The organism is Siphonobacter sp. SORGH_AS_0500 (genome assembly GCF_002838835.1).
Taxonomy (GTDB): domain Bacteria; phylum Bacteroidota; class Bacteroidia; order Cytophagales; family Spirosomataceae; genus Siphonobacter.
In genome coordinates, this window is the sequence record NZ_NHPP01000006.1 from 226,126 (window position 1) to 248,593 (window position 22,468).

General features: G+C 45.2%; 17 protein-coding genes. 10 read left to right on the top strand and 7 right to left on the bottom strand.

Features of this window, described 5'->3' with window-relative positions; genetic code table 11:
• Positions 1–7: 7 nt before the first annotated feature.
• Both BWI96_RS08990 and BWI96_RS08995 read right to left on the bottom strand, forming a co-directional pair.
• Positions 8–844, bottom strand: a complete 837-nt coding sequence (locus BWI96_RS08990) for a fumarylacetoacetate hydrolase family protein (protein WP_106636309.1) — start codon at positions 842–844, stop codon at positions 8–10.
• Between the two features lie 134 nt (positions 845–978).
• Positions 979–1,692 (bottom strand): Bax inhibitor-1/YccA family protein, encoded by a 714-nt coding sequence (locus tag BWI96_RS08995; RefSeq protein WP_106636310.1) that lies wholly within the window; start codon positions 1,690–1,692, stop codon positions 979–981.
• Positions 1,693–1,870: 178 nt separating this feature from the next.
• Between BWI96_RS08995 and BWI96_RS09000 the strand changes: the two genes are divergently transcribed.
• Entirely contained in the window at positions 1,871–2,320 is a 450-nt protein-coding gene (locus tag BWI96_RS09000; protein ID WP_106636311.1) for a YcxB family protein, read from the top strand.
• 67 nt (positions 2,321–2,387) lie between these two features.
• On the opposite strand, the gene BWI96_RS09005 is transcribed toward BWI96_RS09000, so the two are convergent.
• Positions 2,388–3,497, bottom strand: coding sequence for a VWA domain-containing protein (locus BWI96_RS09005; RefSeq protein ID WP_106636312.1), 1,110 nt, complete (start codon positions 3,495–3,497; stop codon positions 2,388–2,390).
• Between the two features lie 277 nt (positions 3,498–3,774).
• Between BWI96_RS09005 and BWI96_RS09010 the strand changes: the two genes are divergently transcribed.
• Both BWI96_RS09010 and BWI96_RS09015 read left to right on the top strand, forming a co-directional pair.
• Positions 3,775–5,007: an alanine dehydrogenase gene (locus tag BWI96_RS09010; RefSeq protein ID WP_106636313.1), complete on the top strand. Its 1,233-nt coding sequence runs from the start codon at positions 3,775–3,777 to the stop codon at positions 5,005–5,007.
• A gap of 170 nt (positions 5,008–5,177) precedes the next feature.
• Positions 5,178–5,579, top strand: a complete 402-nt coding sequence (locus BWI96_RS09015) for a hypothetical protein (RefSeq protein WP_106636314.1) — start codon at positions 5,178–5,180, stop codon at positions 5,577–5,579.
• A 122-nt stretch (positions 5,580–5,701) separates the two neighbouring features.
• On the opposite strand, the gene BWI96_RS09020 is transcribed toward BWI96_RS09015, so the two are convergent.
• Positions 5,702–6,982 (bottom strand): aminotransferase class V-fold PLP-dependent enzyme, encoded by a 1,281-nt coding sequence (locus BWI96_RS09020; RefSeq protein ID WP_232793656.1) that lies wholly within the window; start codon positions 6,980–6,982, stop codon positions 5,702–5,704.
• A gap of 239 nt (positions 6,983–7,221) precedes the next feature.
• On the opposite strand from BWI96_RS09020, the gene gyrB reads away from it, so the two are divergent.
• The 4 genes from gyrB (at position 7,222) to BWI96_RS09040 (ending at position 12,765) form a co-directional block, all read left to right on the top strand.
• Positions 7,222–9,201: a DNA topoisomerase (ATP-hydrolyzing) subunit B gene (gene gyrB / locus BWI96_RS09025; protein WP_106636315.1), complete on the top strand. Its 1,980-nt coding sequence runs from the start codon at positions 7,222–7,224 to the stop codon at positions 9,199–9,201.
• A 348-nt stretch (positions 9,202–9,549) separates the two neighbouring features.
• A complete protein-coding gene (locus BWI96_RS09030; RefSeq protein WP_106636316.1) occupies positions 9,550–9,771 on the top strand; it encodes a hypothetical protein in 222 nt (73 codons plus the stop codon).
• A 211-nt stretch (positions 9,772–9,982) separates the two neighbouring features.
• Complete coding sequence (ppk1, locus tag BWI96_RS09035) at positions 9,983–12,121, top strand: polyphosphate kinase 1 (RefSeq protein WP_106636394.1); 2,139 nt, start codon at positions 9,983–9,985, stop codon at positions 12,119–12,121.
• Positions 12,122–12,297: 176 nt separating this feature from the next.
• Positions 12,298–12,765, top strand: a complete 468-nt coding sequence (locus tag BWI96_RS09040) for a hypothetical protein (RefSeq protein ID WP_106636317.1) — start codon at positions 12,298–12,300, stop codon at positions 12,763–12,765.
• On the opposite strand, the gene BWI96_RS09045 is transcribed toward BWI96_RS09040, so the two are convergent.
• A complete protein-coding gene (locus BWI96_RS09045) occupies positions 12,746–13,576 on the bottom strand; it encodes a hypothetical protein (protein ID WP_106636318.1) in 831 nt (276 codons plus the stop codon). The genes BWI96_RS09040 and BWI96_RS09045 overlap by 20 nt on opposite strands.
• Before the next feature lie 207 nt (positions 13,577–13,783).
• On the opposite strand from BWI96_RS09045, the gene BWI96_RS09050 reads away from it, so the two are divergent.
• The 3 genes from BWI96_RS09050 to BWI96_RS09060 all read left to right on the top strand — a co-directional run bounded on the left by BWI96_RS09050 (position 13,784) and on the right by BWI96_RS09060 (position 17,859).
• On the top strand, positions 13,784–15,025 hold the full coding sequence (locus BWI96_RS09050; protein WP_106636319.1) for a NupC/NupG family nucleoside CNT transporter: 1,242 nt from the start codon (positions 13,784–13,786) through the stop codon (positions 15,023–15,025).
• Between the two features lie 188 nt (positions 15,026–15,213).
• The gene (locus BWI96_RS09055; RefSeq protein WP_232793661.1) at positions 15,214–16,062 is read left to right on the top strand and encodes a bifunctional class I SAM-dependent methyltransferase/GNAT family N-acetyltransferase; all 849 of its coding nucleotides are present in this window, start codon (positions 15,214–15,216) and stop codon (positions 16,060–16,062) included.
• 444 nt (positions 16,063–16,506) lie between these two features.
• Positions 16,507–17,859, top strand: coding sequence for a sorbosone dehydrogenase family protein (locus BWI96_RS09060; RefSeq protein ID WP_106636321.1), 1,353 nt, complete (start codon positions 16,507–16,509; stop codon positions 17,857–17,859).
• A gap of 55 nt (positions 17,860–17,914) precedes the next feature.
• On the opposite strand, the gene BWI96_RS09065 is transcribed toward BWI96_RS09060, so the two are convergent.
• Together BWI96_RS09065 and sppA are read right to left on the bottom strand one after the other, a co-directional pair.
• Complete coding sequence (locus tag BWI96_RS09065; protein WP_198555204.1) at positions 17,915–20,404, bottom strand: TonB-dependent siderophore receptor; 2,490 nt, start codon at positions 20,402–20,404, stop codon at positions 17,915–17,917.
• A gap of 182 nt (positions 20,405–20,586) precedes the next feature.
• Complete coding sequence (gene sppA / locus BWI96_RS09070; RefSeq protein ID WP_106636322.1) at positions 20,587–22,362, bottom strand: signal peptide peptidase SppA; 1,776 nt, start codon at positions 22,360–22,362, stop codon at positions 20,587–20,589.
• Positions 22,363–22,468: the final 106 nt, after the last annotated feature.

Sequence of the window (22,468 nt, forward strand, 5' to 3'; positions counted from 1 at the left end):
AGCGTATTTAAGCTACCGGATTAATCAACGTGCCAATGCCATCAATCTGAATATGAATTTCATCGCCGGATTGTAAAGTGAAATCATCGGGAGGAACGATGCCCGTACCCGTCATCAGGTAACAGCCATAGGCAAAGGAGCACTCGCGGAACAGAAAGGAAACGAGCTCCGTGTGCTGGCGTTTCATCTGACTAATAGCAATCTGCTGATCAAAAACCGGAGAATCATTTCGTAGAATAGTCAGACGAATAGCTGTGCCGGGATCAATAGGAGCGGAGGGCACGTACAAACAGGGACCAATGGCTGCACTGCCGTCGTAAGACTTGGCTTGGGGAAGATAGAGCGGATTTTCGCCTTCAATATCCCGTGAACTCATGTCATTGCCGCAGGTATACCCTACAATTTTTCCCGAAGAGGTAATGAATAACGTTAACTCGGGTTCAGGAACGTTCCACTGCGAATCTTTTCGAATGCGAACCTGACCCAGCGGATTCGCCACGCGTTCGGGAGTGGCCTTGAAGAAAATTTCAGGACGTTCGGCGTCGTAGACCCGATCATAAAAACTGCCTCCACCTGCATCCTGCGATTCTTCCATACGGGCATCACGACTGCGGAGATACGTAACTCCCGCCGCCCAAATTTCCTGCCGTCCCAGCGGAGCTAGTACATCAGTAGTGAGCCAGAGTTTATATTCATCGGAAGCCGTGAGGGTTTGAGTATAGGAAGTCAGCGTTTCGTGCAGGTTATCCTGATTAATTAGCGTATCCCAATCAAGATCGGAGAGGAAATAAAACTGATTTTCGGCTTCAAGAACGATGCCCAGACGGGTTTTGTAGAGCTTCATAAGGTTTAGAGAATGCTTAACGGATGGTTAAGTATAAAAGAGACGAGTTTGATTGACTTACCCTGAATCTAAGGATATTCGAAGTAATCGTAAAAAAACACCCCGACTGTTGCTGGCAATCGGGGTGTTTGGAGTTATTTACGATTAAGCTTGGCGAGGAGTTTCAAAATTTCGAGATACAACCAGACAATCGTTACGAGTAAACCGAAGGCCGAATACCATTCCATGTACTTGGGAGCCTGCTGTGCTACACCTGCTTCAATAAGGTGAAAGTCAACCAGCAAATTCATCGCAGCGATTCCTACCACTACCAGCGAAAAAATAATACCAATCCAGCCAGCTTCGTGAATGTAAGGTACCATGATACCAAAGAAGCTCAGAGCAAAGGTTAGTAAGTAAAGCAAAGCTACGGCTCCGGTTGCCACGAGTACTCCCTGCATGAATCCCTGCGTTACTCGAATAAGGCCTGTATAATAAACTACTAACATCAGGGCTAATACGCCAAAGGTTAATACCGCAGCCATAAAAGCCAAACCGGCAAACTGGCTGGAAATGCCACCCACAAATGCACCCTCCAGAACAGCATATACGGGAGCCAATGTGGGAGCCAGTGTAGGTTTGAACGCCAGAATCAGGGCAATGATTAAGCCGCCAATGGCCCCTACGGGTAACATGAGCATACTCCAGGGCTGTCCCTGAATGGCCGCGTAAAAGGTTACTGCTGCTACACTGATGGTAACCGTCAGTAAGAGAGCAATTTTGTTTAAGGTACCCTGCAAAGTCATGACGTCATCCGACGCAAGGGTAATTTTGTTAAAGGTTTTTTCTGAAAAAAGCGGGTTTGCCATAGCAATAAGGGAAAAGTTAAAGATTACGCTGCCAAGAAAAGGGGATTTTATGGGAATTCAAACCCGACAGTGAGTAAAGGAAAATAAGCGTTAAAAGCGGAACCTAGATGAGTTGACTTAATAAATGAATAAGTATATTTGAAGTCTACTCTATTCAAATCTACCATTGATTTTTACTATGATTGAAGTTCGTACCCGAGTTGAATTTATGGCTTATCTGAAGTTAATGTATGAGTTAACGTATCGAAAAAAAGTCAATATATTTTTGGGAATCGTAGGTGTTTTGCTCATTACTATAGCGGTTATAAAACCGGCTCCTTTCAATTTTGAATTCTTTCTGGGATGTTTTTTCATCCTTTTTATTCCTTTGTTAACTTTTTGGGGTTCTCGAAAGTCTTTTCAGGTTAGCCCAATATTGAACAGTGAAGTGATTTACACCTTTTTTCCTGATCGAATAAAGATATCAATTGGTGAAATGAAGTCGGAGTTACTAAAGAAAGAGTTAAGTAATATAGAGGAAACGAAAGACTTTTTTCTACTTCAGCTCAATAAAGCTAATCTTTACCCCATTCCTAAAAAAGATATATCTGAGCAAGAAAGGGAAAAAATCAGACATCTACTTTTCTAATAAGAAGGCCCGATTAGAATCTTCTAATCGGGCCTTCTTATTAGAAAATGAAGAGCTTAACTATGAATTATCGCACATTTTTCTTCCGATTTCGCTCGAAATCTTCGAAGATGAATTCCCCTAAACCCTTTAGACTGGAGTAATACGCCCGACCATTATTGGTTTCCGTAAATTTGCGAACAAAATCCTGTAAATACGGATCGCGGGCAATCATAAAGGTGGTAATCGGAATTTTAATTCGACGACATTGGGCCGCTAACGTCAGCGTTTTATTCAGAATTTTACGATCCAGTCCGAAGCTGTTTTTATAATACCGAATGCCTTCTTTCAAACAGGTAGGTTTTCCATCGGTAATCATAAAAATCTGTTTGTTTTTGTTCTTCCGACGGCGTAATAAATCCATCGCCAATTCCAGCCCCGCCACGGTGTTGGTATGATAAGGCCCCACTTCCAGGTAAGGCAAATCCTTGACCTGAATCTGCCAGGCATCGTTCCCAAACACGATAATATCGAGCGTGTCTTTCGGGTACTTCGTCATGATTAACTCCGACAAAGCCATCGCCACCTTTTTAGCAGGAGTAATGCGGTCTTCACCGTAGAGAATCATCGAGTGACTAATGTCGATCATTAATACGGTACTAGTTTGGGCCTTGAATTCCGTATCGACAATTTCCAGGTCGTTTTCGGTCATCATGAACTCACCGATTCCGTTGTTAATCTGGGCATTACGAATGGATTCCGTCATGGCAATGGATTCCAGTGAATCCCCAAACTGGAATGAACGGCGATCTGACGTGGCTTCATCACCCTGACCCGCCTGCGATGTACGGTGATTACCACCCGAACGGGATTTTTTCAGTTTCCCGAAAATCTCATCTAATGATTGCTTGCGAATGGATTGCTCGCCTTTCGAGGTTAATCCGACTTCGCCTTCGGCGTTTTCTTCGGTGATGTACCCCTTCTTTTTCAGGTCTTCAAAGAAATCACCGATGCCGTAATTTTCGTCGGTGAGTTTGTATTGTTTATCCAGTTGCGTCAGCCAAGACATCGCCTGAGCCACGTCGCCACTGGTCATGGTTAGCAATTGATTGAAAATATTGAGCAGCTGGTCAAACTTGGCCTGCTGGGAATCCTGTTGAATATCAGGTACAAAATCAGAAAAACGATGGCCGAGCATAAACGTTGATCAGGTTAAGCTTGTGGTTGGAAAAGAGCCCTTGCGATAGTTACCAGAGAACAGGAGGCAGTAAGCTACGGTTCCCTTACTAAAATTAACCCCATTTTTATGGATTGAGTTTATCGGGAGCCAAAAACTTAAACGAGCCTTCCCGCGTAAAAGCGTATCTTTGCCAAAGTAAAGCCGATCGGGCAGCGTCCAGATTGGACTATAATTATTACTTGGATACCTTTTTAGCATACAGCTATTCTAAAGAAAACGGGTTAAATGCTTCATTATGAGCGTTCCTAAAGTACAACAAACAGGTTTTGAGGCTTTGGCCCAGCAGACGCTTTTGTATCCGCAAGAGCAATTGGCCCCTCTCAAGACCCAAGAGCATACACTACAAATAGGGTTACCTAAAGAAATTTCCTTTCTGGATCACCGGATTACTTTAGTTCCTGAGGCGGTTTCCTTACTGGTTCGTAATGGTCATCATGTGATCGTGGAGAGCGGAGCGGGCGATGGTGCCCAGTTCAGTGATCACGATTACCAGGAGGCTGGTGCCCGTATCGTGTATTCGCCCGAGGAAGCTTACGCGGCGGATGTCATTCTGAAGGTAGAACCCGTTACCGAAGCGGAATATAAATACCTGAAAGCGGGAAGTACCCTGATTTCGGCCCTGACCTTACCCAATCGTACGCAGGAATATTTTGCGGCTTTGAATGAGAAAAAAGTAACGGCCATCGCGTTTGAATACATTGAAGATAAGTCGGGAGCAAAGCCTATCATTCGTACCATGAGCGAAATTGCGGGGAGTACGGTGATGATGGTGGCGGCCGAATACCTCAGCGGCGTTCATTCGGGAAAAGGAATTATTCTGGGCGGTATTACGGGTGTCCCCCCAACGAAGGTAGTGATTCTGGGAGCGGGGACAGTAGCTGAATACGCTACTCGAATGGCAATCGGATTAGGGGCTCAGGTTCAGGTATTTGATAAAGATACCTACCGCTTGCAGCGATTACGATATGCCGTGGGTCAGCCGATTTATACGAGTATTATTCATTCGGATATTCTGTCAGATGCTATTCAGCGAGCGGACGTCGTGATCGGAGCGATTCGGAGCGAAGAAGGCCGTAGCCCGATGGTGGTAACCGAAGAAATGGTTGCCCGGATGCGACCAAATTCTGTCGTTATTGATGTATCGATTGATCAGGGCGGTAATTTTGAGACGTCAGAAATGACCAGTCATAAAAATCCGACGTATAAGAAACACGGGGTCATTCATTACTGTGTGCCGAATATTCCCAGTCGCGTAGCCCGCACGGCGAGTATGGCTCTGAGTAATGTATTTCTGCCTTTTCTGCTAAAGACCGGAACACTAGGTGGCATCGAAGAAATGATGTTTGCTAACAAATGGTTTATGCGGGGCGTATACGTACATAATGGATCGGTAACCAACGCCCACATCGCAAGACTTTTTAATTTAAGATACAAAGACCTAGGGCTACTACTAGCCGCGAGAAGATAAGTTTAGTTTTCAGTTGTCTGTTTACGGTTTTCAGTTATTTGATCATGCAGCAACGAAAACTTCACTAATGAAATTAAAAATAGGGCAAGTTTTTAGCGATTGGAAAGTGTTATTCTCTAGAGGTGAGCATTAACTGAAAACTGAAAACAAGCCACTGAAAACGGAGTAAAATGATCGACGAACCCGAAGCATTATCGAATGCCCCTAACTCGCCTGAGTTGAGCGGGAAATACCTGGGAAGTATCACCGCTGATTTCGTGAAAGTTTCTGAATTCATTCAGGAAGCCGCCCACCAGATTCGTCAGCGGGGCTTTTCAAATTACCCCATTTTTGTAGCCTGTCAACAAACGCAACCCATTGGCTCGGCTTTGATTGGTCGTGGCGAAATGAATGGGAACGAATGGTATTATTATGCCACGTTTCTGGAAGAGTTCTTACAGCGTGAAATCATTGGCGAAGACGGAGAAGAGCTTTTCAAGGAGAATTACAAAGACCCCGCCGAATTCGCTTGTCTTTTCATCATCGACCAAGAATTTACCAAGTTTATCTTCATTCCTTATCCTGAAGATTAATACTATCGTTTGAGGTTTGATGGGTTTGAGCAAAAAGTTTGAGGTTTGAAAAGATGGTCTAGGATTAGTATACATTCGTTCAAACCTTTCAACAAAACCAAACCGCATCAAACCTCATCAAACTACTTTCCTAAACTCGCTTCCAGGGCTTCCGTTAAGGCTTCCAGATCCTGCGGTTCGTTATAGACGTGGACTGCAATTCTCAGGATTGTTCCCCGGGTTGAAATGAATACCTTTCGCTGACTTAATTCCTGCTTCAATCGTTCGTGATTCAGGGCGTTGTGACGGAGACCAAACAAATGCGAAGCTCGTTGAGACTCCTCGGCGAGTTGAAAACCAAGTTCCTGCCAGCGTTCTACAAAAGGATTAACCAGGGTACGGGAGTAATGCTGTACAGCTTGAGGAGTCCAGTCCAGAAGTTGCTGTAACGCGACTTTCTGCATAGGAATCTGAATGAAGTTACTCTGTTCGCCCATGGAATACCGGCTTGCTCCCGGACGAAATTCCTGCGTATAACTCATCAGCGACCGGAAATTATCGCTGCCTTTGCGATTAATCCAACTCTGTTCGATGGAACGTCCTTCATCAAAGGCCGGGCCGTAATAGGCCAGCCCCATTCCATAGGTGCCCAGCAGCCATTTATAACCCGCCACAATCACGGCATCTGCCTGAATCTCACCTAAATCAAAAGGTATGGCCCCAACGGCCTGTGTGCCATCGATCACTAGAAGCGTGCCCGTTTCCCGGCAACGCTGAGCAATGTTTTTCAGATCAAATAACAGGCCATCCGACCAGTGTAACGGAGCTAATAATACCAAAGCAGTACGTTCGGATATGCCCTTCAGAATCGCTTCGTTCCAGCTAGGACCATCTTCGGTTCGATCAATGGTAATCAGTTCCAGTTGCTGCGTTTCGCAAACTTCCTCCCATGCGTATACATCGGAGGGGAATTCCCCTTCCACAAGCAGGATATGCTGACCCGGCTGGGCTTTCAGGTTCTTGGCTACGTTCGCCATTCCGTAGGAGACGGAAGGGATAATGGCAATGCGTTCCATAGGGGCCTGGATGAGTTGCCCAAAGAGCCTTCGAACGGTTTCTACATCCGTGAAATAATCATCCTGAACAATGGATTGGGGCTGCGATTTTCGGAGCAAGCCTTTAATGCCCGCTTCTTCTACACTTTTCAACAAGGGCGACATGGAGGCTCCATTCAGGTAATGAACGGAGTCGTCCAGTGAGAACAAATGCTTCTGACTGGTGAACATCGGCAAAAGGGGAATTATTAAAGGTTTTTTATGGTTGATTAATAAGGAGTTACCGGGCGTTAGATCTCCCCAAAACAGGCTGTCTTCGCTTGGCGTTTCGAAAGACATTCGAAAGACAGCAGAAATATAATTGAACACGATTTTCAGGTTTTCTACGTTATCCGTACCGGGTAATCCGTAATAAACTGGGCGAAAGGTACATGAATTTCGAGTTTCAGTTCTGGTCTTTTCAAATTCACCTAAAAGTCTTTGTTTTTTTGTGATTTTCTTTGAAAAAAAGGCCATTTTCTGGCTAAAAAATTGTATTTTTACCAAGTTTATTTCGAATGGAGGGGCGATTATAATAGTTTGCCTAATAGTCTAAAAACCAAGTATTTATGACCAACGAAGTTTTGGAAGAAGATAAGGTCGTAACGGCCCGCAATGACTATGGTGCCGATAATATTCAGGTGTTGGAAGGGCTCGAAGCCGTGCGGAAACGTCCTTCCATGTACATTGGAGATGTAGGGGCAAAAGGGCTTCACCACTTAATCTGGGAAGTAGTAGATAACTCGATTGACGAAGCTCTGGCGGGTCATTGTGATACCATTCGGGTTACCATCAACGAAGACAATTCGATTACCGTTGAAGATAATGGCCGGGGTATTCCTACGGGAATGCACTCGAAAGAGAAAAAGTCGGCTCTTGAGGTAGTAATGACCGTTTTGCACGCCGGTGGTAAGTTCGATAAAGGTTCTTACAAAGTATCCGGTGGTTTGCACGGGGTGGGGGTTTCCTGCGTGAACGCCCTGTCAACGGACCTGAAAGTGAACGTCTACCGCGAAGGTAAAATCTTCGAGCAGGAGTATAAAATCGGGGTTCCTCAATATCCCGTTCGCGTGATAGGTGAAGCTGGGGATCGCACCGGTACTACGGTTCGTTTCCAGCCAGATGCTACCATTTTTACGGTTACGGAATACAAATTTGAAACCGTTGCCCAACGTCTGCGGGAATTAGCGTACCTCAATAAAGGGATCCGCATTTACCTGACGGATATGCGGGATAAAAACGAAGCCGAAGAACCCCTGACCGAGGAGTTTTACTCAGAAGGTGGTCTGATCGAATTCGTTAAATACCTGGATGGAACGCGTGAAGCTCTGTTAGCTGATCCTATTTACATGGAATCATCAGAGAAAGCTTCGATTCCGGTTCAGGTATCCATGGTTTACAATACCTCTTATTCAGAGAACGTATTCAGTTATGTAAACAACATTAACACAATTGAAGGCGGTACTCACGTAGCTGGTTTCCGGGGTGCGTTAACGCGTACACTGAAAAACTACGCGGATAAGAACGGAATGCTGGCGAAGGAAAAAATTGAAATTTCCGGCGAAGATTTCCGCGAAGGTCTGACGGCAGTTATTTCAGTGAAAGTAGCCGAGCCTCAGTTTGAAGGCCAGACAAAAACGAAATTAGGGAATGGCGAGGTAGCGGGTGCGGTTTCTCAGGTGGTAGCGGATATGTTACAAACCTGGCTGGAAGAACATCCGAAAGAAGCCAAAGTCATTGTTGATAAAGTAATCATTGCGGCCAAGGCCCGGATTGCCGCTCGCAAAGCTCGTGAAGCCGTTCAGCGTAAAACGGTTCTTGGGGGCGGTGGCTTACCTGGTAAGCTGGCCGACTGCTCAGAATCGGATGCGGAACTGTGTGAGTTATTCCTCGTTGAGGGGGACTCGGCAGGGGGAACGGCTAAGCAGGGTCGTAACCGGAATTTCCAGGCCATTCTTCCATTACGTGGTAAAATCCTGAACGTAGAAAAAGCTCAGGAATATAAAATCTACGAAAACGAAGAGATTAAAAACATGATTACCGCCCTGGGCGTACAGTTTGGAAAAGAAGGCGATGAAAGAGCCCTCAATCTGGACAAGCTGCGTTACCACAAGATCGTAATCATGACCGATGCCGACGTCGATGGGAGTCACATTCGTACACTGATTCTGACCTTCTTCTTCCGTTATATGAAAGATCTGGTCGATCAGGGATACGTGTACATTGCTCAGCCGCCGCTGTATCAGGTGAAAAAAGGTCAGCAATTCCGTTATTGCTGGACGGAGCAACAACGCGAGCGGGCTACGCTGGAAATTGGTGGAGATCGCCCGGATTCAGTAAGCGTGCAACGCTATAAAGGTTTGGGTGAAATGAACGCTGAACAGTTGTGGGAAACAACCATGAACCCTGACACCCGTACGCTGAAGCAGGTAACGATTGAAAGTGCGGCTGATGCTGATCACGTGTTCTCGATGCTGATGGGTGATGAAGTTGCTCCCCGTCGGGAATTCATCGAACGCAATGCGAAGTACGCGAAGATTGATATCTAGTCCATAAACGGATGATTCATAAGGGTGGTGGGTGATGAAAACATCCACCACTTTTTTTATTCTTTTCGTAGAGACGTCGATTTATTGCGTCTGGGTAAAAGGTATTTTTGTTACTTGAAAAGTACGCCGTGGCTGGTGAGACACCAACTACGCAACCAAGGTTTGCGTACAAATGGCTGGTAAGACACCAGCCATGGCAGGGAAAGCCAGACGCGATGAAGCTGCGTCTCTACGTGGGAAAGTGCTTTTGAATTTATATTCCAGCAGTCGGATCGACGTACGCAACAGCGTATGTGTCAAATGAAGATGAAAACTTAAACGACTCGAACCATCAAACCTTATACAAGCATGACCTACGATTTTAAATCCTACCATATTCGTTCCATTAAGGCTGAAAATGAGGCCGAAAGAGCCGTTATTAATCAGGAATTGAAGGATTTATATGCCTCGCTTTCGGTGGAAGAAAAGGCCGTTTTTAACGAACAATTGCAGACTTTTCTGGTTAAGGAAATGGCGACAATTGGCTCAGAATATGCCGCAGTCAAGTCTCAGTTGCATAATAATAACTGAGTAAAAAACTCCGTTTCTGATAAGTAAGTATTCTGATCATGCGAATCGCTTATTTGTTAACAAAAGGATAATATTGTTTAAAATAAGCTCAGCGATAAAATAGGTTTGTTTTGTGTCTAGAAGAAACACCATAGTGCACCGTTTATCGAAAGGCTCGCGATCTTCGGGCCTTTTGTCGTTTTTTCGGCGACTGATCCGTTTTCGTAATTTTATGGAAGACCAAAAACGTCTGGCTCGTAGTCAGGAAAAAGTAAGTTCTACTATCGGGCAATCCGCCTATATAAGCCGGGATTTAAGCTGGCTGGCTTTTAATGAACGCGTACTTGACCAGGTTCGTGATTCGCAGCGTACCTTATTTGACCGATTGAAATTTCTGGCTATTACCGCTTCAAACCTGGATGAATTCTTTTCCATCCGGGTAGGAAGTTTATATAACTATCTGGATTATAAGAAAGAACGGGTAGATTACTCGGGTCTTCGGGAATGGCCTTTCCGTCAGACGCTACTTTCGGCTATTCAGCGTTTTCACGAAGAACGTAGCCGCATTTTCCGGGACGAGTTATTACCTCAGTTCCCAGAGCATGAATTACGATTAGCCCAGTGGGAAGATTTAACCGAAGAAGAAGCCGAATCAGCCATCCGTCACTTTGATCGGACGATTTTTCCGATGCTGACGCCAATGGTGTATGACCAGACGCACACCTTTCCCAGTCTTATTCCCAAGACGCTGACGTTTACGGTTGTTACCAAAAACCAGAACGTTACCAAGAAAGATCAGGCCGAGAAGAAACTTTCTTTCATCCAGATTCCACAAAATCTACCCCGTTTTTATGTCATTGACCGGGGTGAAGAAGTGGTTTTCTTACCGATGGAAGAAATCGTTCGTCACGAAATTTATAAGCTTTACCGCAATATTGAAATTCTGAATGTCAGCTTATTACGAATCATTCGTAACGGCGATTTTTCAGTAGAAGATATTGACGACGTGGAAGACGATATCATTGATGAAATTCGTCAGAAAGTAAAAAACCGTCGGTTAGGTCGGGTGGTGAAAATTGCCGTTGAGCCAAACTGTTCCGAATGGGTTATTAATATCTTCAAGAAGAAATGGGAAATTGATGACCTGAACATTTTCTACGCGGATCGGCTTATTGACTTTTCGTCCATGTGGCAAATCATCCGCCATCCCGAGTTCCGCGACGAGTTACCGAAATCGCCCATGCCCGTGGCTCCGTTGGGTATGCCTCGGGGAGGGGTGGACGGAATCTTCTCATCGCTGAAAGACCGTGATGTGTTTTTGCATCACCCCTATAATAATTTCGAACCCGTTCTTCAGTTACTCGAACAGGCGGCAGAAGATCCCAATGTGCTTAGTATTAAGCTGACGATTTACCGGGTTGCAAAAAATTCCCGGGTAACGGCAGCCTTACTGAAAGCCGCTGAAAATGGCAAAAACGTAGCCGTATTATTTGAAGTAAAGGCTCGTTTCGACGAGGAGAATAACATCCGTGAAGCTGAGCGTCTGCAAAAAGCTGGCTGCTTCGTGATTCACGGCATTGGCCGTTACAAAACCCACACGAAACTATTACTCATCGTACGGGCTGAAGGGGATGGCGTGAAACGTTATGCTCACTTGTCGAGTGGTAACTACAATGAAGACACTGCTAAATTGTATACTGACGTGGGGTTATTAACTTCCAACGAAAAGTATACAAGCGATGTAGCCGAATTCTTTAACGTGATCACCGGGCATTCACTGCCCAGTAGTTATCAAAACCTGATTACGGCTCCTGGCGATATGCGGAATAACCTCATTGAGTTAATTCGAGCCGAGGCGGCGAACGCTAAGGAAGGAAAAACGGCAGGGATCTGTTTAAAAATTAACTCGCTGGAAGATCGGGAAACCATTGATGAGTTATACCTGGCTTCGCAAGCGGGTGTTCCTATCAAATTAATCGTTCGGGGTATTTGCTGTTTGCGGCCCAGTCGGGAAGGGTTATCGGAAAACATTACGGTTCGTTCGATTGTCGGAGAATACCTGGAACATACCCGTCTCTTCTATTTCCATAATGATGGCCAGCCTAAAATTTACGGTGGCAGTGCAGACTTGATGGTTCGGAGTTTTGACAAACGGATTGAATCTTTATTCCGCTTAATTGATCCGAAAGTTCAGCAGCAGGCCGTTCTGATTCTGGATTATAACCTGAAGGACAATGTAAATGCCTACACCTTGAAAGAGGATGGCAGTTATAAAAAATGTCCCCGGAAAGCGGATGAAGAACCTTTCAATATTCACCAGAAGTTTTACGAGGTAACGGAAGCAAGTCTGTCGGATCAATTGCTTTTTTAGGTACCCCTCAAGTATAGCATACGAGCGATTAGGATTGTTTAAGCAGATCTTCAGAAGGGCTTAAACAATCCTAATCGCTTTTTAGTAAGTATAGATAATCCAAAATTAAACGACCTATGCGATTAATATTTGCTCTCGGCCTTCTACTATTCTCTCTCACCAGCTACTCGCAAAATATGCGATACAGCTACGTGGCTCATCCTGATTCGGTGCTTAATGTATTGGTAGGACAACGCGGAACTTTGTATAAAAAATGGGCTCAGGATCAACAGGAACGTAATGCTTTTTTCGGCGGACAGTCGAAGAAAGATTTACGCAACATCATTGAAACACTGGAGAATATTCTGGCGAAAGACAACGAAATTCTGGCAGAACTGAATCGGATGAAGCAGGGGGAGGTCGCCGAGTTACGTCGCCGGAATTCCGATGTAGCTCAGAAAGCGAACTCTTATTTAGGCGAAAGCGGAGCCTTAATGGAAGAAAATAAATTGCTGCGGCGTGATCTGGAAAATTACCGGAAACGGGTTAAAGAACTGGACGAGCAGCACAATTTACCTTTGCAGATAACTATTGCCCTGCTCGTCCTTTCCTGGATTTTATTCTTCTTTCTGCGAAAAAAACGCACTAGTTCGGAGCTACGCTAGAGTTCTGATTAACAATGGGCCAAACGCCGGGCCGGGGAACGCTCACGCCTTTTGTGCTCCCGCGTTGGCTATTGTCTGGTCCGAAGTAATAAAGGGGCCAGCCCTTGTAAGTTAATTGCGTACGACCAAAGACAGTAATCGTTTTAAAATCATCTGCACTTACCAAAGAAGGAACATTTTTAGCCGAAAACTCAGCCAGTGGCCAGGTGGCGTTATTACTAAAGTCTGATTTAGTGTAGGTGTTTTTTCCGTTTTTATCGGGGGCAAAGGCATATAAGGTGTGTCCTACGCTATCAACCAGATAGATGGTCTGGCCTGTTCCTTCGGCGTAGGCACTAGTATAATTCTTCCCGTCATTACCTAGTAATTGCCCGGCCCCAATCATGAGGCTGAAATGCGGCTTGGCCACAAACCAAACCGATTCTACTTTATCGCCCTTGGTATCTCCGCTGGCTGCATCGCCCTGGAAGTAATACAAGGGCCAGCCTTTATACGTCGTTTGTTTAGCCCCATCCGAGCGGGTAATAGTGGCGAAATCAGCAGCGGCTAATCCATTTCCCAGCGTAGGGTTTTCCTGGTAGAAAGCGGGCCAGGCGGTCAGACAGCCGCCGGTACAGGTAGAAGGCCCGGCTACATCTTTGGCAAAGAGGTAAAGCGTTTTTCCCTGTTTATCCACCAGCACGTCCCCCAGACTGGTTTGCTGGATGGAAACGTCCATACGAGGCGTTTCTTCCGATGATTTTTTACAAGCTGACATTCCCCCCATTCCAGCCAGGAACAGCACAGAGAGCATAATTTTTCTGAATAGCATACAAAAAGGAGTCTTGAAGTTTGAAATAGTACCGACTCCTTACTCGTAGAGAAGGGCAGAAAAGTTGCCTGTGCCCTTGGAAAATTCTGAAACGTAAGGAAAATTAAAGAAGCGGTTAACTCACTAATTCGTTTGGTATCAGAGCCAGAATCGGTTATTTTCGCAGGGTTTCATCACACTTAAGCATTATATTTTTCCCCTTACCACATGGATCGATTCACCGGCTTGATTGGCATTGCCGTAATTTTAGGCCTTGCCTTTGCCCTTTCCAATAACCGTAAAGCCATTAATTACCGAACTGTAGGCGTGGGTCTGGCTCTACAAATTGGTCTGGCCGTTTTCATTTTGAAGACATCTTTGGGTCAGCAAGTTTTTGGATTCGTAGGTGAACTGGTTAAAAAATTACTGGATAAAGCCAGCGAAGGAGCCACTTTCGTGTTTGGCCCTTTAGTCAATTCTCCCTTATTGACGAGCGTTTTTGGTGCGTCCAATAATTTCATTTTCTTTTTTCAGATTGTCCCCACCATCATTTTTGTGGCAGTACTGGTAAACATGCTTTATCACCTTGGACTGATGCAGCGGATTATTTCGGTATTAGCCCGGGGAATGTACTGGCTAATGGGCGTGAGTGGAGCCGAGGCTCTTTCGAACGTTTCCAGTGCTTTCGTAGGTCAGGTTGAGGCTCAGATCATGGTGAAGCCTTACCTGAAAGACATGACCAAGTCGGAGTTAATGGCTTCCATGACGGGTAGTTTTGCCTGTATTGCCGGGGGCGTTATGGCAACGTATATCAAGTTGGGCGTAGAAGCTTCGTACTTACTGGCCGCTAGCTTAATGGCGGCTCCCGGAGCTTTGGTGATCTCAAAAATCGTATTTCCTGAAACGGAAGAATCCGCTACCAAAGGTGTAGTAAAGCTGGAAGTGAAAAAGCACCACGCCAACTTGCTGGATGCCATTGCGGCGGGTGCGGGCGAGGGTCTGAAAGTGGCTTTCAACGTGGTGGCGATGCTGATCGGTTTCATTGCTCTGATTGCTCTGGTCGATTCGATTTTCTGGAGAATTGGTTACTATATCTTTGGCATGGGTGACTTGAGCCTGAACTGGTTTTTAGGAAAAATCTTCTCCGTTTTTGCCTGGTGTATGGGGGTGCCGAGTCAGGATATTGAACAAGCGGGTGCGTTGATGGGTACTAAAATGGTAGTGAATGAATTCGTGGCTTACCTGGATCTGATTAAAATGAAAGGCGAGCTGGACCCCAAAACGATTGCAATTACCAGTTTCGCTTTGTGTGGATTTGCAAACTTCAGTTCCATTGCTATTCAGGTAGGGGGAATTGGAGAGTTAGCTCCCACCCGTCGTTCGGATTTAGCTAAATTAGGCTTTAAAGCTCTGATTTGCGGAACGCTGGCCAGTTACATGAGTGCAACCATCGCCGGATTACTTCTATAATCCCTGATTGATTATGATACGTAGAAGGCTGGTTTTGACCGGCCTTCGCTGTTTAATATCCTTTCTATGCATCAGTTTCTCGAAACATTTAACCTTCAGCCGAACGAAAAAATAGGTAGCTTAGGTTGCAGTGGGGGAATCTGGGAAATTGGCTTGGGAGTACTGCTAGGGAACCTGAACTTCGTTTGGTGGATATTAATCCTGAAATTCTTAATGAAGAAGAAGTGCAGGCGGCGGTTGGTTATTGGGAAAAGCATTACTCGAAATTCAATACGAGTCGCTTTCAGGTTATAATCAACACCCCGCAGAAAATTCCATTACCCGACCAAAGTTTAGATAAACTCATCCTGAGTAATGCCTTTCATGAGTTCTCCGAACAGGCAGCGATGCTTCAGGAAATCAGACGGGTTATGAAGGAAAATGGTTCTGTTTTTGTCGAGGAACAAATCGCTCAGTTTTCGGGCGAACGGCATGAAGGCTGTGGTAAGCCCTTGTTTACCGCATCAGAACTAAAGCAAGTGTTTGAAAAGGCTGGATTTACGTTGACTCAGGCCGTACCTTCCTCAGAAATTGCTCAATTATTTACATTTTCAGTAGCTATGATTATCGTTCGTTCTCCTCAGACTCCCGAAGAGTGGAAAGCTTATTACCAACTGCGATTTGACGTCCTTCGCGATCCCTGGAATCAGCCGCCGGGTAGTGAAAGGTTAGCCGACGAAGATCAGGTCATTCACGCCGCTGCTTTTGATGAAGGCGGAAAAATACTAGGTGTAGCCCGCTTACAAACCAACGAACCCGGTGTAGGGCAGGTACGCTGTGTAGCGGTGTCAACGGCTGCCCAGGGTAAAGGGGTTGGAAAAAAGCTAATGAGTTACCTGGAGGCATTGGCTTTAGGGCAGGGGTTAACCGAGATCATTCTGGAAGCCCGCGAAAATGCCGTGCCTTTCTACCAATCCATCGGTTACGAAATCACAAAAACGAGTTACCTGCTTTTCAACGAAATTCAGCATTATACCATGCGGAAGGCTTTGGTTTGAGGAGTTAGATCAGGTTTGAATCGGTTTGAAAAAGTGTGATCTGGTCATCAATAAACAACCCTCACCTGTTCTTTCGAAGGCAGAGAGAACTTCAGTAGATTAGGGGAGTAAAGTTTTTCCAAAGCCGGGTAAGCTTTCAAAAGTAGATAAGTTCCTTTGCTCTGGATGACAGACTTGGAGTGGGAACGGCAGGTTTTGCCTGCCGTTGGGGTAGGAACGAGATGGAATCTCGCTCCAGTAGTCAGGGTTTGAGTTAGGTTTGAATTAGTTTGAGCAAGTATGATCTAGTAGGGTAATACTCTCTAATTGGCTCAAACGTTTTCAAAGGCTCAAACGACAATCAAACTTTCAAACTAACTCAAACACATCCAACCCTATCAACCCCTTCACTTCCATACTGGCACATTTATTTTTTGGGGATGTTTTGAATTAATCAAAACATCCATGATAAACCGATTTCATTCCAGCTTTTCAGCCTTAACGATAATAGTCACGGGTTTCTTCATTATTACCTGTGTGCAGTGTGCTCAGAAATCTTCGAACGAAAAGGCCGAAGCCGATTCTACCCAGACGGTGGCAACGGAAGAGGTGCCGCAAAAAGTAAATTTACCGGAGCCATCCAAGCCTAAAAATAAATACAGTAATATCATTGGCTGGTCTGATGGGCAGATGCCCAAAGCTCCCGAAGGCTTTGTGGTAACTGAATACGCTGGTAACCTCAAAAGCCCACGCTGGGCCTATCAGTTACCCAACGGAGATGTACTGATTGTAGAATCTAATACCGAAACCAAAGGTGCCAAACGCGTACAGGAGCAGGTTTCCGGCAAGATTAAATCCCGTTCGGATGACGGACTTAGTGCCAACCGCATTACCCTGCTCCGCGATACTAATAAAGACGGCAAACCGGATGTGCGTGAAATTTTCCTGAAAGACCTCAATCAGCCTTTTGGGATGTTGTTAATCAAAAATGATTTCTATGTAGCTAATACCGACGGCATTCTGAAGTTTCCTTACAAAGAAGGAGATACCAAGATTACAGCTAAAGGGCAAAAAATCCTGGATTTGCCCGCGGGTGGTTATAACAACCACTGGACGCGTAACCTGCTAGCTAATAGTGACGGCTCGAAAATCTATGTTTCTGTAGGTTCAGGAAGTAACGTAGCTGAACACGGCATGGAAAACGAAGTGCGTCGGGCTAGTATCCTGGAAATTAATCCCGATGGTTCAGGCGAAAAAATATACGTGAGCGGCATTCGTAACCCCGTTGGCATGGATTGGGAACCTAACACGAAAAAACTCTGGTCGGCAGTAAATGAGCGGGATGAACTGGGCGACGAACTCGTGCCTGATTACTTGACTCAGGTAAAAGAAGGTGCTTTCTACGGTTGGCCTTTTGCCTATTGGGGCCCGCACGAAGATCCCCGCCGCAAAGGTGAAAATCCCGAAGCTGTGAAGAAAACGGTTGTGCCCGACGTAGATTTGGGTTCGCACACGGCCTCGCTGGGCCTGGCGTTCTATAAAGGAGATAAATTCCCGGCGGCCTTCCGTCAGGGAGCCTATGTAGGGCAACATGGTTCCTGGAATCGCTCGGAACTGGTGGGCTATAAGGTGGTATTTGTACCCTTTAAGAATGGAAAGCCTGCTGGAAAACCCCAGGATTTCCTAACCGGATTTATTGCTAATCCTGAATCAGGAGAAGTGTACGGTCGTCCGGTAGGAACGTTCTACTTGAAAGACGGTTCTATGTTGGTAACTGACGATGGGGGTGGTAAAGTCTGGCGGGTTGCGGCCAAGTAATGTTCATATAAAAGGACGATTGGCAAAAGCTAATCGTCCTTTTAGTTTTATGAAATCAGAACGTATAGTTAATCGTTAACAGCGAATTGGACGGAGCACCGGGGAAGAGGCGAATGTAGTCGTAACCACCTACCCAATACGTCTTATTGGTAATATTATTCAGGTTGTACTGAAGCTGAACCCTACCCACATTGTAATACACGGCTGCGTTGAACAACAGATACGAAGGAATCGTCTGCGTGAGGTTAATGGAAAGATTACGCTTGTCTACAAAATTGGCTCCTAAACCAACCCCCAAGCCTTTGAAGTCACCGTTTGCGATGGAATAACGCGTCCAGAAGTTAGCCAGATTGCGGGGAGCATTTGGCTTCTGAATATTACGTTCGGCTTCGATTAATGTCTCTGTAATTTGGGCTTTGTTATAGGCATACGAAGCAATGACACTCCAGTTCGGCAGAATTCGTCCGATTACGTCAAATTCAATTCCGCGAGACACTTCTGCTCCCACTTGGCGTAATAAATCGGGGTTCTGAGCGTCATTAGCGTTGTAAAGCGTATTCGTTTGTCTGATCTGATAAACCGCGAAAGAAGCCGTCAGACGATCTTCAAGCCAACTGGACTTTGCTCCGGCTTCGATCATATTACTTTCCATGGGTTTAAACGGTCCACCCGCGTTCGGATTGGCAATGGATGAAGCAGTCTGTGGATTATATCCCTGAACGTAAGTAGCATACAGGTTAACGTTTGCATTTGCGGTAAACACTAAACCAAAACGAGGTAACCATACCGACTGGTTGGTCTTCTTCTGGCTGGAAGTTTTATACTTATCAAAGTCCGTATAGTTTTCATAACGAACCCCCAGTAGAGCCTGGAAACGGCCTATTTTAAGTTGTTCCTGAAGGTATGCGGCATTGAGGTAATAGTACGTGGGATCAAATGAACGTTGGGTGTAGAACAGCTTGCTATCATCCTGAATGCGTTGTGAATTCAGAATATTGCTCAGATCAAAGTGGGGAACATTCGGCACCGGATTACCGCTGCCATCAAGTAAATAGCGAGACTTATTAGCCGGATTGTAGCTAGCAATAAATCCGTTATTCGCAGCATTGCGGTAACCAACGGCTTGCAATTGCGAACCCCCTACGGGCAGTTTTTCACTACCGTAATCATACCCAAGGATCAGACGGTGTTCCAAAGGGCCCGTTGAGCCTTCCACATTGAAGTATCCAGAAAAGTTGTCAATGAATCGGTTTCGTTTCCGCATGAATACCTGCATGGCGACTTTGTCAGGTATCGCAGCCCCTGTCGCATCTACGCCATATCCATTGGCTGAACGGTGTTCGTACAAGTCTTCCGAATAGCCAGTCTTCATGTAGGCCGCGTTGAAACTAAGCCAGTTGGTCAGCTTCCGACTGAGCGATAGTGAGACGTTATAAGTCTGTTCATTCAGATAGTCGTTACCGGTATTCAGTGAGAGGGACGTTGGCGTAGAATATAGATCACTGTTACCAAACACCGACTGCCCGCGATCCAGACGACTTCTTGAATCATTATAGACCAGATCAAAATTGATACGGGTCTTATCATTGGGCAGGAAAGAGAAGGATGGGGCAATGATCAGGTTTTTGTCAAACTGTAAATCACGGAAAGATTGGGCATTCTCATATCCCAAATTCAGACGATACAACAAGGTACTATCCTTGCTGGCGGGGCCGGTAAAGTCGGCTAAAGCCCGGAAATTATTAAAACTTCCTAAGGATAGACTCAGTGATTTACGATTTTCATCTAATGGCTTTTTAGTGACCCGGTTGACCGTACCGCCGGGGCTGGCGTTTCCAAATAGAGCAGAAGAAGGGCCTTTCAGTACCTCTACACGTTCCAGGTAATTGACCAGGGGTTGTTTCCAAAATCCCGTGCTGGTGCGTAGACCGTTGATTAACTGAGTATTAGATTGTCCATTGATTCGAAAACCACGAATGGTTAAGTCGTCATAAAAGGTAAATTGAGTAACGCCGCTAAAGTTCTTGACCACTTCACCCACTCGTATCGCCCCCTGATCAGCGATGAGTTCTTTACTGGCGTAGGAAACCGATTGAGGCAGATCCTTGAGGTTGGTAGCGGATTTACTACCAATGAAGGTGGTCGAAGTTTTGTACGTCGTCTCTTTCCGACCAATGATTTCTACCTGTTGCAAAGCAGTACTGCCAGAATTCAGTGTGAACGTATATGCTACGCCGCCTGAAGTTGAGGTTTTAATGTGATGAACAGCAGATTCATACCCTACGATGGAAAGATGTAGCGTATACGATTTTCCGGGTTCCAGCGATAACTGAAAATGACCCGTTTCGTCGGTAATCGTTCCTGCTTTAGAAGGAGAAACTATGACATGAACGCCTTCCAAACCTTCGCCAGCGACGGTTTTAATGACTCCGTGAATCGTTCCGGGAGCCAAGTCCATTTGCTTTTGCTGCGAAAAGGCAGCTTGAGTCAGAAGCACTAATAATAAGCTGAAGTAGACAAATGGGAGATATATTTTTTTGACCATAGAGTTTAATTAATTTAGATTAATTAAAAACAAAGGTATATCAGCTCATTTCTACTAAAGATAAGTTGGCTTATTAACTGCTGGTTTTTAATCTGTTTTTAATAATTGAATAGGATTACTCAAATCAAAAGGGTCGTGCATGAGGAATGCACGACCCTTTTGATTGGTGAAAATTTTTAGTCTTAACGAATATTGATTTCGTAAGGCAAACGAGCCTGTAAACCATTCATGGTCTGTAATTTTTTCAGTTTCTGAACGTAAGGAACTAGATCACCAAAAGTTGAATTCAGAAGGCGGGCTTCCTGCTCGGCATCTACGGTATCAAATAAGGTTTCGAAGAATTCTTTTTTAGCAGGGTAACGAACCCGGTATTCACCCGATTTCAGTTTTGCCTCCGAAGCTGCTAGTGAGATAGCTTTGTCCAGACCTCCTAATTCATCAACCAATCCGTTTTGTTTGCCTTCCAAACCAGACCACACGCGGCCACCCGCAAGAGCTCTGAGTTTTTCAACGGGCATTTTACGGCCTTGAGCTGCTTTGTTGGTGAATACCTCGTAAAAGCGATCCGTTGAACGCTGGAAATGAGCTTTCTCGAAATCGTCCATTTCGCGAGTCAGCGTAGGGTAATCCGAGTGAGCGTTCGTATTAACGCGGTCGAAAGTGATTCCTAACTTATTCTTCGTGAATTCGTCCACGCGGAAAAATAGCGAGAATACGCCGATGGAACCCGTAATCGTCGTGGGCTGAGCTACGATTTTGTTACAACCCATGGCCAGGTAATAACCACCGGAAGCTGCATAATTAGACATCGACGCAATGACTGGTTTTTTCTCACGAGCCAGTTGAATCTCCCGCCACATTACTTCTGACGCCAGACCAGAACCACCAGGGGAATTGATTCGTAAAACAATGGCTTTCACGTTTTTATCCTTACGAGCCTTACGGATTTCAGCGGCTGTTTTCTCGGAAGCAATTTGTCCGTCGCTGTCGTCGCTCCCGTCCACGATGCTACCTTCGGCAACGATAACGGCAATTTTATTATCTGTATTCGGAGCGTCTTTATCCGCAGAAATCGTTTTCTGGTATTTGTCCAGATTAACGTAATTAACCTTCTGGTCTTCGTTAATTTTCAGGGCTTTACGAATGGCGGTATCAAACTCATCGTAGTAACCTACGTTAGTGACGATCTTGTTCTTCAGAGCGTCCGTTGGTTCGTAAGCTTTCAGAGAATCAGCAATGGTTTTCAATTCTGCCACGGACACGCCACGACTTTTGGACACTTCATCCAAAACCTGATTGTAAATGGAGTTCAGGAAAGACTTGGTCTGCTCGCGGTTTTCTTCACTCATGTTTTCACGAAGGAAAGGCTCCACGGCACTTTTGTAGTTACCCACACGGAAGACTACAGGTTTAATATCAAGCTTATCGAAGGTGCCTTTGTAGAATTCGTATTCGGCATTCAATCCGTTAAAATCAATTCCCCCGGATGGATTCAGGTAAATTTTGTCGGCTACGGAAGAAAGGTAATAACCCTGCTCGGTGTATGTTTCGCCGTAGGAGTAAACAAATTTTCCGGATTTCTTGAAGTCAATTAAGGCATTACGAACTTCTTCAAGAACGGCCCATCCTGTGCTGGGGGAGTTGGCCTTCAGGTAAATACCCTTGATTTTTGAATCCGTTTTAGCGTAGGCTAAGGCTTGCTTTAATTGGACTACGCCCACCTGACTTTTGTTGCTAATGAAAGGGCCACTAAAATCAGATAAGGGATTCGATACGTTATCGTGTTCGGTAAAGCTTTTGTTCAGGTCTAGTTTTAAAACAGAATTATCATCCAGCGTTACGCTTTCGCTAGCCGAGCCAACAACCGAGGCAATGCCAATAATTAAGAAAAACGCAACGACCGAAAAGAGTAACAGGCCCACAATGGTAGCAAGTACATATTTCAGAAATTGTAGCATAAGGTGTGTTATAGAATGTTTTGGAAAAGTAGTAATGAGCTATTGTTATTCTATAAAAATAACAAGCCCGTCTTGCAACGGGCTTGAAATAAGTCTGAGCGGGATT